This window comes from Leptospira fluminis (genome assembly GCF_004771275.1).
GTDB lineage: Bacteria > Spirochaetota > Leptospiria > Leptospirales > Leptospiraceae > Leptospira_B > Leptospira_B fluminis.
This window is the reverse complement of the sequence record NZ_RQEV01000007.1, coordinates 237,793-252,221: the sequence shown is the minus strand read 5'-3', so window position 1 is coordinate 252,221 and position 14,429 is coordinate 237,793. Positions and strand designations below refer to the sequence as shown.

Below are 14,429 nucleotides of genomic sequence, written 5' to 3'. Positions count from 1 at the left end.
GAAAAAAAGGGGGGAAAACCCGAACCCTGCCGATATCTCTTTTAATGGTACCGGTATGCGGATTCCACTCCAATTGATCTGCTTTTCCATTCTGATTTTAGGGATCGTTCCCGGCTTCGCACAGACGGCGGGATCCGATCCCAAACCCTTGCAGGAAGAAGGGGAGAGCCATCGCGACGGAAAGTCCCTGGACCGTGAATACTACGAGTACTATTTTAAGACCCTTCCGAATCCGGACATCGTAGAAAAGGCCAAGCTGGAATACAATCTCATCCGCCATTTAAAATTGGAGATGCGTAAGAGGGATCCGGATAAGATGACTCCGGAAGAACTGAAGAAAGTGACTTCCGCCTCCGTGAAGTATGAAAGAGTCTTCGAAGACTCCATCTGGATGAGAGGAATCCGATCCCAGATGAAATATCTGAAATTCAAGGAATACATGTACATAGTGGTCTATGAGAAATACTATTGTTTTGTTTCCTATGAAGTGAATCCCGCTAGGTACATCCAGGAACCGTTTCAAGTCCAGTTGGTCTTTCAGAAGGAAAGTATCTTCAACACTACTCTGCCTTCGCCTTGAAGGCGCGATAATACGCTCCCATTCCGACCAAGAACAAGGAATAGACGATTCCCGCCGCAAAAAGACCTTCCAGAAAATGAAAGCTCGGAGCAGGGGCCCGATTTCCGACGATTCTAGAAAGGATCCTATTCTTGCCCAGACTTACCCAAGTCTGGCGTCTCACAAGGATCGTATCTCCGACTCTCATTCTTCTTTGGGTAAGGTCGTCAACTTCCTCGGTAACCTCGTGTTTCTTGCCCGTTTCGTCGGGTACTAGATACGTGTAGAGGTGCACGGGACGTCCGAATTTCTCCAGTCGAGAGTTCTCCATCAACACCCCGAACTCTTTCGGGCCTGAGGAGGAAAGGCCGTCGTACACGGATTGTAAGTTCCGATTTTCCCAGTACGCCACTCCGAAGAGAGGCAGAAAAAACGCCAAGGATCCCCAACCTAGGGCGAAGAGGATTTTATAAAAGGGAGTGCGTGGGGTTCGGTCCATTCGATTCAATAGGTTGGCTTCGTGGTATCGTGAAGGGTGGGGGCCGGAAATTACTTCAGACAGGCCGCGATCGCATCTTCCTCCTTTTCAAAATGGGAGAACGGTTTCCACAGCCCGAGCAGGTTGAAGATTTGAATCACTTTTTCTCCCGCCTCCGTGAGGACCAGACGTTTCCCCTCTTGAGTAAGGCGGTTCTTTAGTTCGAAGATGGCACGAATGCCGGAACTAGAGATATATTTCAGATCGGAAAGGTTCAACACGGTGCTGTTCGCGTGGGAGACGTCCAAGACCTGCTCTTTAAAAATCGGGAAAGTGGATTCGTCCAGTCTTCCGGATACCAGATAGACTATGATATTGCTCCCTGCTTCCTGCTCTAGGACGGTTAAACTATCCATTGTTTTTTACTACCACTTGCAATCGTTTGGGGGAAACGGAAAAATCGGCCCTAGCTCCGGGAGGAAAATCGTAGATTCTTTCCGCTAAGGAATCGATCGAAATTCCACCCCACATTTCGGATATTAGACGAAACGATTCTTTTACAGTAAAATGATCCAATTTATATTTTACGTTTTCTTTCTTACGAAGTTCCCTACAGTACACTTTGAAATAGGGCTTCTGCTTGTCAAAACTTACGTCTCTGTTTTCGCAAGACATAACCCAGCCTGTCGAGCCGGCTCCGGTATATACGAGTAAGCCGGAGCATTTCTGCTCTTCCGCTTTCCCCTGATGGGAAATCAGAAAGCGACTCGTTAGATCCGGACTATTGTTCCGGATGGAAATCTCGCTGACTCCCTGGAAGGTTTTTACCGTTCTGCCGTCCGGGTATTCGATTCTGACGTTGATCAGAGGCCATTTTTCGATTTTGGCGTCCGTCCAGCCGTTCTTTAAGGAAGTCTCTATATCTTCGACGTGAAAGGAGAGCAGGGCGCCTACGGAAGTCGCAGGGTCGGAATTGCAACCGAGTACCAGATTCTCGACTGCGTGGTGTGCCACATATGTGAAATGATTGTCCCCTCCCAGGGCGATGATCAAATCGAAGGAGGCGATGTCCACTTCCTCCAACCCCTCCCGAAAAATGAGGACTGCGTTCGGAAAAATTTCCTGGATTCGTTTCCTACTTTCCAATTGTCGAAGGTGGGATTCGTAAACCCGACGGAAGGAATTGTTTTGCAGTGCCGCTATTCGTTCGTATTCCTCAACGGAGCCGTACGTCTCCACATCCAATTCGTACTTGGTACGTTTTACGACCACCAGAACGGATTGCAGGTTCTGTAGCTTTTCCGACGGCATGGATTACCAATAAGAAACCTGTTTCCGCCGGACGGATACGAAAAAAAGAGCCGAGAAAGAAATATCAGAAAGACTTTTAGGCCAGCACCGGTTCTCCGCTATCCGTTCTCTCCGAATTTCTACGCGCCAGAATCGCCTTTAAATAGGAGATCGTGTTTCGGAACTGAGTGCGGCTACCGGTTAATCGGTAAAGCGCGACTAGATGTTTTAGGTTTCGGATGTTTTCCGGCTCCCGGGAACGTAACTTCTCTGCGAACTCCAGGGACCTCCAATAGTCCTTCGTTTTTCTGAGTGCGTAGGAAGTGTAAAAAATGTACTCGTTGTCGAACGGCACTCTTGCCAGATAATTCTCGCAGTGTTTCACTCCATCTTCGTATTCCTTGGAGTTGATACAGATCCGGGCCAACTGTTTATGCAAAGCAGGGTCCGTATCGTCGAGGGCTATGGCTTTTTGGAACAAGGACTTGGTGGTTTCGAAGTTTCCTTTTTTGTATTCCCGGATTCCTTCCTGCAACAGGCGATTGTATTCTTCCGGAAGATTTTTGGCGGCTACAGGTACGGAGGATTCCTTATAACCGATACGCATCAGACTCAAATCGTCCGAAATTTCTCCCGCCGCGGAGATGAGTCTCTCGAGGTCCTCCAGGTTTCCTTTGGAAAGTTCTACGAAGCGAAGAAATAGATATTCGTCCTCGTTCATCGCCGATTCTTTTTTGGAAGGATCCGAAAGAATGATATCGTCCTTTCCGTCGGAACCGAGAAATAGCACGTCTCCTTTTTCCAGTTTGTACACCCGCACCAACGGCTCGGTGGTATTTTCGGAAAAGCCCAATTTTCGGAGCGCCATCTCAGGATCCAGGAAGGTTGCCTTCGCGTCCCGATACAGGACCATATTCGGGTGCTCCGCGTTCAAAGAATAAAGGGCCCCCGTTTCCTCGTCCAAAAGACAGATCAGGGCAGAGACGAGCATGGTGCCGTCGAAGGTTTCGAATACGTTCTGTAACTCCGTATAACAATCCTTGAGCCATTTCTCCGGAGTTTTGCGTTGGTTCCTTCGGGAGAGTTGGGTCCGAGTAAGAATCGCCTTGAATACGGTCCCCATCACAAGCGCTCCACCGGCGCCCTGAATGGATTTCCCCATCGCGTCCGAGTTCATAAACACCAGATATTTGATTCCGTAAAGATTGATTTCGCTGATGGAAACCAAGTCCCCGCCTATATCCGCTTCCCGCTTCCGGAACGTGAAAGTCTTCTTCTGCTTGAGTACCGCGTGGATCTTGGTGGAGGGTCCGTCGTATTTCAGATTCGCTAAAGGTCGGAGAAGGAGGGAAGTCAGATAATAATCCCCGTCCTGTTTCTCTTTCAGGGCTTGCACCTCCGTCAGAGTCTCCTGCAGTTCGTGGGTTTTTTCCTCCACTTTCTTTTCCAGGAAAAGTTGGTGGTCCAGAAGATCCTTCTTCATGTTTACGAAGACTTCTCCCATTTCTCCCAACTCGTCGGAGCGTTCCAGGTCGACGATCTTGGATTCGTCCTCGGCCGGGTTTTTCATCGCGAAATTCAACGCCTTGACCGCGTGAATGATATCTCTGGAGAAGAGATAGGAAGCGACTAGAATACCGCCAAATACCAATAAGGCGATGATTCCGCAATAGATCCAAAGATTACGTGTCGACTCGTGTAATTCCGTCTCGTCTATCATGAGTACGAATTTCAGATCCAATTTGCTGAGACCCTGGTTTTCGTACGAAATCTTGGTAAGATAGAAATATTTCCCTGCGTGTTGGAGTCTCGATCCCACTTTGAGAGAGTCCAACTTCTTTCCTTCCAGAAATTTGGAGATGGTTTCGTCGGAAGAGGAGACGAATTTGCCCTTATCGAATACCGCCATGTGAACGTCCGGAGAACCTACGATCCCTTGCAGGAATTTGGAATCCACTACCTGACCGACCATTACCAAGCCTCCGTTGTGAAGAGGCGCCGTTACCCTGAGTCCTAGGCCGCTATGACCCATCTCCAAAGTGGAAGCGTTCTTACCTTGCAGGGCCTCCTGCACGATTTTCTGAGAGGACTTGTCGTCCCCGAAATCCGCGGGACGGTGGAATCTGAAAAAGACGATCCCTTTCGAGTCGTGCAGCTCGAAGATGGAAAGTCCGTATTGGGACATGATCCCCTTTACATAGTCCATGTTCGCCAAAAGAAGAGGACGGTTGTTTCTCATCCCGTTTTCCAACAAGGAACGGGTTTTTTGATTTCTATCGATTTCTTTCAAAAGGAGAAGAATGACTTCCTCTCTGTGCCTCAGTTCCTTTTGGAATTCCGAGGATCTGTCCAAGGCCCTTTTGTTTTGAGGTTCGTTCTTTACCCGATCGATCATTTGGATAAAGGTAATGGCCAGGATGAGAACCAGCAAAAGTTGGCTGGCTCCGAGAATGAGGAAGATTTTTTGTCTGAAACTCATAAAAACCGTCAGGAGAGTTGGATTGGATTCTGAAAATCGGGTCGAAGCACGCTTAAAATTTTGGCCTGGGAAACTTTCATGGTAGAAAGAGCCTTAAATCTACGATTCTAGGATCCCAATGGTACTAAGGAATCGTGAAAAAACGGTTACAAAACCGAGATCGGACCGTATTCTTGCATTAGGCGAAGGTCTAGATTCTTGACAGAAATCAAGGGAAATTCCGAATTCCAATCGTTCCTTTCCTACGGATCGGAACAAAATTCGGTCGGGAGAAATCATGCAGTCTGAAGGTCCTCAAAAGTCCGGTTTTCCTTTTCATCCCTTGGAGGATTCCGTTTTGGGAGAGGTATTCGCTCGGGCCCTGGAACGGTCCGGGATTTCAAAACAGGAAGCGAATTCCGCGATTTTATCCCATTTAAAACAAGAGGAAGAGTTTCGGTTCACTCCCAACTCCAAAAAGCAGGTATTGCTCCAGAGTATGCCCAGTATATTACGGGTACTTTTGGAGCAAGAGAAGAACACGGAAATCCTGGAAACCTTTCGGAAGGAAATCCGGGAAGAAGGACGTCTCGACCTTGCGCTGGAGCTCCTGGAATGGATCTTTACCGGATACGAAAAGGAATCCTTGGTCGTCGCTCTTTTCGAACTCCTTCTCAACGGTAAAGTCCGGCTTCCGGAAGGATTTTACGGAAAGATGATGGAGGAATACGAAAGGGAGATGAGAGGGGACTTGGATCGGCTCCGCGAATAGGGTCGATCCGCTTCTAGATCGATCGCAGCTTCTCCTTTTGTTCGGATTCCGCTGCGACCGAGAAAAAAAAGAAACCTAGGCTACGTCTGCCAGAGGAGAGCGAGGGGTACCGGGAAGTTCCTTTCTTCCTTTTTCCGTCCAGACGGCCCTTTGGATTTGGATGATCCTCAGAAAATGTAGAACCTTCATCACTTGGTAGGTCAGGTCGATTTCGAACCAACGGAACGCGAAGTTCGGGGAATTCGGATGAGCATGGTGGTTGTTCTGGTACAGTTCGCCCAAAATCAGGAAATCCACAGGCAGGGTGTTTTTGGAATTGTCCGGATTCTTGGGATGGTTGCGATACCCGTACATGTGTCCGCACCAGTTCACGATAGCTCCATGGACCGGTCCCATTAGGTAATGAAAGGGCAGAAGTGCATACAGCCAAAGTGCGTCTCCTGGAACGAAGGCCATGTAAAAGAGAGTGTACCCGGTTCCGAAGAAGAGACGGACGAACCAGGAATCGGCGAATCTGTCAAAGAAAGGCATTTCGGGATAATTTCCCCTAAAATCTTTTTCCACCTCGGTCTTACGATTCAGGATATCTTCGTAAACGACGGCAGTGGTCCACATCATATCCAAAAATCCCTTGGATGCGACGGGGGAGTGGGGGTCTTTGATCGTATCGCTGTAAGCGTGGTGTTGGCGATGAAGGATAGCGTAAGCCCGGGGATTTAAATAGGAAGATCCTTGGACAAAGAAAGTGAAGAAATAAAAGAACTTTTCCCAGAAACGGTTCAGTTTGAACATTTGGTGGGCGGAATATCTGTGCAGGTAAAAAGATTGTGCAAAGGCCGCCAAAAACCAATGTCCTAAGAAAAAGCTAAGAATGATCGCCATGAAGGGCTCCTCGATTCGGTTTCATACCTTTTTCTTAATCCGAGTTGGAAACCCCGGTTTTGTTGCAAAAAAACCGGCTCTCCGGATTTTTTTCCGCTTTTTTCGGGGGTTGGTACCGGGAATAACGGGGTCCCCTCTATATTCCGACGACCGGAAATCCCCGGATTTTCCGAAAATCCGGAAGTTTTTTGCCCGAAATTCAGGGTCCTTGGATAAGGCAAACGGGTTATTCGATTTGGATTTCCCCCTTCCCGTTAATAAAATGTTGACTAAAGGGGAAAGAAAGAATAGGTTCTTGGCCCATGGATCCGCAAAACGAACAAATTCCTCCGGGTTTTCCACCGGAGTCCTGGAAGGCACTCACACCGGAACAGCAAAAACAGTACAGGGATGCGATGGCCCAGTCTCCCCAAGCCGGAAACCCCGGGGCAACCGCAACCGGGCCGTTCCTTCGCAAGGGCAGATCTATGCCGAAGTCGGAAAGCAGATGCTAATCGGCACCCTATGGAGTTTTTTAAGAGGATTGCTGTATAGATTGTTCCGATTTTGATCGGCTAGGGACGGAATAACGGGAACGAAAACCCTTTTCGCTTATTCCGAACGGGTCGCGGATCCGTCTTTGAATCTTTTTCCGATTTCCGTTTCGGCCAATGCTTCGTAGGTTTCGTAGTCGGCGTTTTTCGGAAAGTGAATTTCGGATAGGATCCTTAGTCCGAAATTTCCGTACTCGTTTTTGACCCATTTCCGGATCTGCAAAAGGGTTTCCTCTTCTCGCTTATCGCCGGGCTTTTCCGAGACGATGTATTCCAGAAGATCCGGGATTCCTCTCTTGGTTTTGACGCTTGTCATAAATACAGGCGGAACGGAACCTCCGGGGGAGAGATCCCTCAAAAATTCCAGAGTATGAGTCAAAGTATGATAGCTCGCCTTTGCCAAGGCTTCTTCGTCGCATTTGTTCAGAATAAACGCATCCGGGACTTCCATGATTCCGCTCTTCATGAATTGGATCTGGTCCCCTCCCAACGGAACCATCACCAAAAAGGAAAGATCGGCCAGTTTGGACACTTCGATCTCGTTTTGTCCTATCCCTACGGTCTCCACGAAGACGAAATCGAAAAAGCAACGTAACAGACGGATCACATGATACGTGTAGGGATTGACTCCGCCGAGCTCCAGTTGGCTAGGTTGGGAACGGAAATAGATCCTTTTTTCCCGTGTAGGCAAGGAAAGTCTGGTCCTGTCCCCCAAAAAGGAACCTCCGCTGATATGACTCGAAGGATCGACGGCAACCACCGCCATCTTTCTTTCCGGAAATCGTTTCAGGAATTCGGAGGAAAATTCCCCGAGTAAGGACGATTTCCCCGCTCCCGGAGTACCTGTCAGTCCTACCGTGAGGGAGGAATTTCCGGAGAATCCGGATTTTTCTAATTCATCAAATAATAATTTACGAAATTCGAATGAATTCGGTTTTTCCAGTTCCGTGATCAGTTTTGCCAAAGGGAATTTTTCCCCGTCGGCTGCGTTGCGGATGAGTTCTTTGAGTTCTTCCGGGCTAAACTTCACCGCCATGGATTCAGGCGGCGACCGGAGCCTTGGAAAGAATATCGATGATCTTTTCCATAACGTCCATCAGATCGTAATCTTTGGGAGTGAAGATGGCTTTTACTCCGATTTTTTTCAGTGTGTCGAAATCGGAGGCGGGGATGATTCCTCCGAATACGACCGGAATCTCGGCCTTGTAGTGCTTTAATTCCTGGAAGATCTGTTCCGCGAGTTCGATATGGGAACCGGAAAGAATGGATACTCCGATGACGTTCGCGTTTTCTTCCACCGCCGACTGGACGATATCTTCGGGAGTCAGACGGATTCCGGAATAAATGACGTCGAATCCGGCGTGTTTGGCGGAGACTGCGATCATCTCCGCTCCATTCGAGTGTCCGTCCAATCCGGGTTTTCCGACCACGATTTTCGGGCGAGCCCCCGTATCCTTCAGAAATTTCTCCACCTTGGAACGGACGATTGCGACCTTCTCCGTTTCCAAATTCAGTTTTTGACCTTCCACTCCGGTGGCAGGTCTGTATTCTCCGAACACTTTTCGGAGAACGTCGGCCCATTCTCCCGTGGAAACGAGGGCCTTGGCGCATTCGATGGACGCATACATCAGGTTCTTGCCGTTCTTTGCGTCTTCTTCCAGCCTTGCCAAGGATTCCGCTGCCCGTTTCGGGTCCCGCTTCGCTTTCACTTCCGCTAGAACCTTCAGGGTTTGTTCCGCGGATTTGGGATCCACCTTGAAGATTCCTCCGTCGGGATCGTTCGTGAGAGGGGAGGGGATTCCTTCCTTCCACTTGTTCTTCCCTACGATCACGAGTTCGTTATTGTTGATCTTGGCCAATCTTTCCGCCTGGGATTTGACCAATTGGGACTTCATATAACCGTTGTCGATGGCACGGATCGCTCCACCCATCTCCTTGATTTTTTGGATTTCTTTGTTCGCGTTTTCTATGAGCTCTTTGACTTTGCTCTCTATTACCTTGGAACCTTCGAACAGGTCGGGATATTCCAGCAGGTCGGTTTCGTAAGCTAGAACCTGCTGTAGGCGCAAAGACCACTGTTGGTCCCAAGGGCGGGGAAGGGAGAGAGCCTCGTTCCATGCGGGAAGCTGCAAGGCGCGACAGCGTGCATCCTTGCTTAACGTGACTCCCAGGGCCTCGATCAGGATCCTCCAGGCGTTATTTTCGGGTTGTTCCTCCGTCAATCCCAGGGAGTTGACCTGCACTCCGTACCGGAAACGGCGGAATTTCTCGCTCTTCACCTCGTATTGTTTGGCGGTAATATCGTCCCACATTTCCGTGAAAGAACGCATTTTGCACATCTCTTCGATGAAACGGATTCCAGCGTTCACGAAAAAGGAGATCCTACCTACGCACTGCTCGAATTCTTCGTGGGTAAAACAATTTCTTTCTTTGATCGCGTCCAGGATGGCCATGGCGGTGGCTAAGGCAAAGGCGAGCTCTTGCACCGGAGTGGCGCCCGCTTCCTGTAGGTGATAGGAGCAGATATTGGAAGGGTTCCATTTCGGAATCTTTTTGAGACAGTACTCGTACATATCCACGATGACTCGTATGGAATGCTCGGGAGGAAAAATATAGGTTCCCCGAGCCAGATATTCTTTGATTATGTCGTTTTGTGTCGTTCCCTGTAGCTTGGAAACGTCCTCACCTCTTTCTTCCGCCAGGGCCACATAAAGTGAAAGGAGCCACATGGAAGTCCCGTTGATCGTCATGGAGGTGTTCATCTCTTCGATGGGGATTTGATCGAAGAGGATACGGAAGTCCTCCAGAGTGTTGATAGGAACCCCTACTTTCCCGATTTCCGGCCTCGCGATGGAATGGTCGGAGCTGTAGCCGCATTGGGTAGGAAGGTCAAAGGCGATGGAGAGACCGGTCTGGCCTTTGGCGAGGTTCTTTCGGAATAATTCGTTGGATTCTTTCGCGTTCGTATGCCCCGCGTAGGTGCGGAAAATCCAAGCGGGTTCCTTACTAGGGTTCCCGCTTTTATCGTAAAGGATGTGATCTTTTTTTTCCATCTCGTAGGTCCCCCGGGAATATGCCTCTTAGTTTAGTTCAAAATGTGTTGGTATAATTTCACCTAAATTTTTAACGTTGCTCCGAAATCCGGAAGTGCAAAATACCGAGAACATGGACTTAGAACGAAACAAAAAAGCAAACCCTTTCCTTATTTTGGTCTCCGTTCTTTTTCTTACAAGCGTATTGACGATTCTCCAATCCTGGCATGGGGAACCGGAAAATGCCGAATCGTACAGGGTTCTGGCGGAACTCCGTTCCATTCAGGAAGAGGGAAAATTCTTCAGTCCTCAGGAGCCGTTGGCTTTTTTATTGCTCTCCTTCTGGAAATCCCTTGCCGGATTGAATTACGTTCCCGCTTATCTTTCCTTCGGAGCCTTTTTTCTAAGCCTCGCAGTACACCTCTGCGCATACTTGATGGAAAGAGGGACTTGGAAACCGAACCAATATCTGCTCTGCTATTTGGCGGCGATCAATCCGCTTTCGTACAACGTTCCCTTGCACCATCTTTCCGAGTCGGTCAGCTTGATCTTCGTATTATTACTCTTCCTCTCGTTCCGGATGGAAACGATCCTGGACCTGCTCGTTTTGGTTTCCTGTACTTTACTGGGTTTGTTTTCCCATTTTACCTTTTTTCTGATCGGTTTCACCCTATTCGTGATCAAGGCCGGTACCGTAGGCTTACGAGAAAAGAAGAAGAACCAATCGGTGTTTTTTAAACGTAGGAATCTCCCGAAATTATTCCTGTACGGTTATCTTTCCGTTTTCGTTTTAGCCGTGTTTCTGTTTGGAAGTCTGGGGTTTTACGGGGAAGAGTCCTTCTCTTATATGGGAAAAAGGGCCTGGGAATATCTTCTAGGATTCGGATCCTTCGTAATTCTGTTAGCGGCGGGAACCTTCCTGCTACGCTCCGAAAAGGAGCTCAACTCGGTGGCGGCTTCCATCGCGGTCTTCGTTCTACTTGTCGTGTCCGGATATTTTACCGTGAGGCCGATCCGCGGAATGGACACGGTTAAATTGAATTCCCTATCCAAAGATATCGTATCTCTGCGTGGAAGAGCGGTGATCGATCCCAAGGAGAGGATCTTTGCGGACAGACCTACCGCCGAGTATCTGTATTTTCATACGAAGCAGCAACTATTCTTTCGGGAAAAGGACAACTTTGGCGAACGCGATTATATTCTAATTTCCGAAATCTGGCCCGTGGACAAAAAGCTTCTGCAAAGGGAGGTCCGAGCTAAATCGGCTCAATATCTCTTCCTGTCCGGAGAAAGGATTCTGATCAACGGAATACTCTGGAAAAGGATTCAATCCGACGGCAGCCTGAAAACCTTAAAGCCGAAATCCTCGGTGGCGAGAAAAGGATTGGAAAAGGACTCGGGCTACGACAGGATCCGTCTTTTGCTACTCGAGGTACTCGCGCCTTCCAAGAGCTCCCGGGTATGATTTCCGGTAAAAGGAAAAAACCGGAGAGCGATTATCTAGCGTACGGAGCGAACGGTCAACCGTTCGAAACCTCGTATTGGAAGGAGATATACGGCACCGGTGTCGACGTAGATGCGTCGTTTAATGCTAGAGAACATGCGAAGTACATTAAGTCCCTGATGGACTTAATGCAGATACCGGTGCATAGTCTTGCGGACTTCGGGTTCGGCAAGGCGATCCTACTCAAAGAGACCGTAAAGGCTTTCGATCCCGGAAGAATTTTTGCGATCGACCCTTCGGAGGAAATGATAGACTCGATCGCGGGGCAAAAGTGGATCCGGGGATATAACCTTTCCTTTCTTCATAGCACGATCCAGGATCTGGATCCGAAATATTTCGTCGGCGCCCCTTTCGATCTGGGGATCTGCAACTCCGTTGTCCAATATATAGATAAGCGCGAATTAAAGGGAATTTTCCGAAAGCTGCATTCGATCGTGCGGTATCTTTATTTTACGGTTCCGACCAAGAACGACTACGAAAGGATGAAGAAAGAGATCTATTTCACGGATCCTTACGCTCACGCCCGCAGCAAGAGTACTTACGAGAAGCTCGTTCGGCCGTATTTCCGACGGGTGGCGTTCAATTTGCTGGAGAGCAGGATCGTGGAAAATTCCCAATTCAGCGACGAGTTCTTTACGGATCCGTAAAGAACTCGAGGATCGATAGCGACTCGTGAGAACGCGACCGGCCGAGCAAAAGCGCAGCTTCGAAAAAAGACGGGTCGTCGTTTTTTCCGTGAGTCTCTTGTATTCCGGCGCTCTGTCTTTTTTACAGTATGCAACCCTAGGGTTAGGGTGGCATGACGCGGGAATGCAACTGCAAGTATTGTCTTCCTGTTCTACTGCGATGGGGTGTCTGTGGTCCTACGATTGGGGGGCGAATTTCCTCTCCGTCCATGCTTCTCCGATCTTATTCGCGATTTCTCCGTTCGTTACTCCGCTGCCTTACATTGAATGGTTGCTTTTTCTAGGATGTCTGGGTTTCGCTTGCGGAGCCACGCTTCTGGATTTGTTTTTCGAAAGAATTTGCGGGAAAGAAAGCGTTTCCCTTCTGCTTACGTTCTCCTTCCTTTCGAACCCCTACGTAACCGCTACGCTTTTGTATTTACATTACGAAATTATTTTGCTTCCCCTTACGGCTCTGTTCGCTCTGTCGCTGCTGGACAGGAGGAAAATCCCCGCTCTGTTGTCTTTCCTCGGATTGCTCCTTTTGAAGGAGGACGGATGGATGTATGCGATTTCCGTGCTTTTTCTATTAGTCGGGATCGGGAGGGTAGGGCGGAAGGATTTGGTCTTATACGCGGTTTTAGCGCTGGCTTATCTATTCGGGGCAGTCCTATTCTTACTTCCTAAAATAGATCCTCCCTTGTTGCCCTTATTTCGGGAACATTGGGGATCGGAACCGATCGAATTTTTAAAAAGGACCTTCATACACCCGCAAACCGTTTTTGTGAAAATCTTTACGGGACCCGGAAAATTCCTTTGGTTTAGCGTTCTCGCTCTTCCGTTCCTGACCTGGAGATCTTTACCGGGTTTTGCGATCGGCTTTTTATGGCTGAGCGCAGCTTCTCCCGATCGGGCCGGACTTGCCTACTTTTACGGCTTCGGTCCTACTCTACTTTTATTCTTGAGTCTTCCCTTCGCGTATCGCACTTGCCGCAAAATATCGGATCGTTTTTCCTTTCCGAGATTTTTTCCGGTGATTCCATTCGTGGCCTTGGTCTTCGTCTCGGTATTATGCACGATCTTTCCGAATTCTAGTCTTTCCAGAAGTCCGAATTTGCCGACGGTCTTGTCTGCGGCGGATCGGATGGACCGAAATTCGGCGATCCTAAAAAAGCTACGAGAATTTCGGTCTTCAGAAAAGAAGAACATGTTCGCTTCCTTCAAAATTGCGACCTATCTTTTCCGAGGGCAAGAACTGAAAATTCCGTACAAAGACTGGATCGGAGTCCGCGACGGGATTTGGGATCCCGATTTGGTGGTACTGGATTCGTTTGGGGAAGAACCTCTCATGCCACCGCAAAGTCTGGAGGAGATGAGCCGTTATTTCGATCGAAATGAAACGTACGAAAGGCTTTCGGACACGCCTCCAGGTATACAAGCCTGGAAAAGAATCCGGCCGATACGTCCGAGGAACTAGAATGATTTGATCACAAACGAACGAAACGCGTCCGTTTGCTCTTTGATCGAACCGGAAATTACGCCTTACAAAGGTTTGACGGGGAAGTGGGGAAGTTTATTTTTGATTCGACTCTGAGATCGCCTTGATGAGACCGATCAAGGCTCTTTGCGTATTTGGATTTAGAGACAGAAACCCTTCCATCGCTTCCGAAAAACCTTTTTTTCCTTTTAGCTCGGCCAGGAGTCTTTTCTCATTCTCAAGATCAGAATTCATTTCATAGGCTTGTCGGTTCTGAGGAGAGGAGTAGAGTACCGGTAGGACCGGAATTGTGTCGTCGATCAGATAAAAAAGATCGGCTTCGTACTGTTCGGCGAGAAGTAACAGCACAGTATACGAAGATTCCTTTACATTTCCTTGGACAATGCTCTTCAAGCCGTTGATTCCGAGACGTAATTTCCGAGCCGATTCCGTTCTCACTTCTCCGGAACGATCTAAGATCGCCTTTACCTTGTTACCGAATAGAGTCTCCGATTTTTTAGCAGTCATCTTGAGGGTGCCAACAAAATTAATATTGACAGTTGGATGTTGTTAGCATACCTTTGGAACTCGCGAAACCAAATGCGAAATAGTAGTCTCTAAGCGTCATCCCTAACTGTGAAGTAAAAAAGAGGAAAAAATCATTCAGAATAAGCGTCGGGATTGCTTGCATAAACCCGGCATCTATGCGAACTCGGTCGTTTTACCGCTGTTCTACGAACCTTTTTCTCCTTTGTTTACTTTTTAAAAAATAATTCTCT

General features: G+C 48.4%; 13 protein-coding genes. 5 read left to right on the top strand and 8 right to left on the bottom strand.

The window, feature by feature from the left end; genetic code table 11:
- Positions 1-55 precede the first annotated feature (55 nt).
- Positions 56-580, top strand: coding sequence for a hypothetical protein (locus tag EHO61_RS06475; protein ID WP_135812806.1), 525 nt, complete (start codon positions 56-58; stop codon positions 578-580).
- Here EHO61_RS06475 and EHO61_RS06470 read toward each other — a convergent pair.
- The 4 genes from EHO61_RS06470 to EHO61_RS06455 all read right to left on the bottom strand — a co-directional run bounded on the left by EHO61_RS06470 (position 561) and on the right by EHO61_RS06455 (position 4,806).
- Positions 561-1,058: a hypothetical protein gene (locus tag EHO61_RS06470; RefSeq protein WP_135812805.1), complete on the bottom strand. Its 498-nt coding sequence runs from the start codon at positions 1,056-1,058 to the stop codon at positions 561-563. The two genes, EHO61_RS06475 and EHO61_RS06470, sit on opposite strands and share 20 nt — an antisense overlap.
- Positions 1,059-1,108: 50 nt before the next feature.
- Positions 1,109-1,453, bottom strand: coding sequence for an STAS domain-containing protein (locus EHO61_RS06465; RefSeq protein ID WP_135812804.1), 345 nt, complete (start codon positions 1,451-1,453; stop codon positions 1,109-1,111).
- A complete protein-coding gene (locus EHO61_RS06460; protein ID WP_135812803.1) occupies positions 1,446-2,348 on the bottom strand; it encodes an NAD(+)/NADH kinase in 903 nt (300 codons plus the stop codon). The genes EHO61_RS06465 and EHO61_RS06460 overlap by 8 nt, the downstream gene beginning before the upstream one ends.
- A 76-nt stretch (positions 2,349-2,424) precedes the next feature.
- Positions 2,425-4,806 (bottom strand): SpoIIE family protein phosphatase, encoded by a 2,382-nt coding sequence (locus EHO61_RS06455; protein ID WP_135812802.1) that lies wholly within the window; start codon positions 4,804-4,806, stop codon positions 2,425-2,427.
- 277 nt (positions 4,807-5,083) lie between these two features.
- On the opposite strand from EHO61_RS06455, the gene EHO61_RS06450 reads away from it, so the two are divergent.
- Complete coding sequence (locus EHO61_RS06450) at positions 5,084-5,557, top strand: hypothetical protein (RefSeq protein ID WP_135812801.1); 474 nt, start codon at positions 5,084-5,086, stop codon at positions 5,555-5,557.
- A 75-nt stretch (positions 5,558-5,632) separates the two neighbouring features.
- Here EHO61_RS06450 and EHO61_RS06445 read toward each other — a convergent pair whose 3' ends face one another.
- The 3 genes from EHO61_RS06445 to EHO61_RS06430 form a co-directional block, all read right to left on the bottom strand.
- On the bottom strand, positions 5,633-6,439 hold the full coding sequence (locus EHO61_RS06445) for an acyl-CoA desaturase (RefSeq protein WP_135812800.1): 807 nt from the start codon (positions 6,437-6,439) through the stop codon (positions 5,633-5,635).
- A 591-nt stretch (positions 6,440-7,030) separates the two neighbouring features.
- Positions 7,031-8,002, bottom strand: coding sequence for a P-loop NTPase family protein (locus tag EHO61_RS06435; RefSeq protein WP_167884822.1), 972 nt, complete (start codon positions 8,000-8,002; stop codon positions 7,031-7,033).
- Positions 8,003-8,012: 10 nt separating this feature from the next.
- On the bottom strand, positions 8,013-10,025 hold the full coding sequence (locus tag EHO61_RS06430) for a protein meaA (RefSeq protein WP_135812798.1): 2,013 nt from the start codon (positions 10,023-10,025) through the stop codon (positions 8,013-8,015).
- Between the two features lie 112 nt (positions 10,026-10,137).
- Between EHO61_RS06430 and EHO61_RS06425 the strand changes: the two genes are divergently transcribed.
- From EHO61_RS06425 to EHO61_RS06415, 3 genes are read left to right on the top strand one after another with little or no spacing between them, the layout of a single operon-like run.
- Positions 10,138-11,469: a hypothetical protein gene (locus EHO61_RS06425; protein ID WP_135812797.1), complete on the top strand. Its 1,332-nt coding sequence runs from the start codon at positions 10,138-10,140 to the stop codon at positions 11,467-11,469.
- Positions 11,466-12,155 carry a class I SAM-dependent methyltransferase gene (locus EHO61_RS06420; protein WP_135812796.1) on the top strand — a complete coding sequence of 230 codons (690 nt, stop codon included), beginning with the start codon at positions 11,466-11,468 and terminating at the stop codon, positions 12,153-12,155. The genes EHO61_RS06425 and EHO61_RS06420 overlap by 4 nt, the downstream gene beginning before the upstream one ends.
- A gap of 25 nt (positions 12,156-12,180) precedes the next feature.
- Entirely contained in the window at positions 12,181-13,650 is a 1,470-nt protein-coding gene (locus EHO61_RS06415) for a DUF2079 domain-containing protein (RefSeq protein WP_135812795.1), read from the top strand.
- Between the two features lie 96 nt (positions 13,651-13,746).
- On the opposite strand, the gene EHO61_RS06410 is transcribed toward EHO61_RS06415, so the two are convergent.
- Complete coding sequence (locus EHO61_RS06410) at positions 13,747-14,178, bottom strand: hypothetical protein (RefSeq protein ID WP_135812794.1); 432 nt, start codon at positions 14,176-14,178, stop codon at positions 13,747-13,749.
- Positions 14,179-14,429 lie beyond the last annotated feature (251 nt).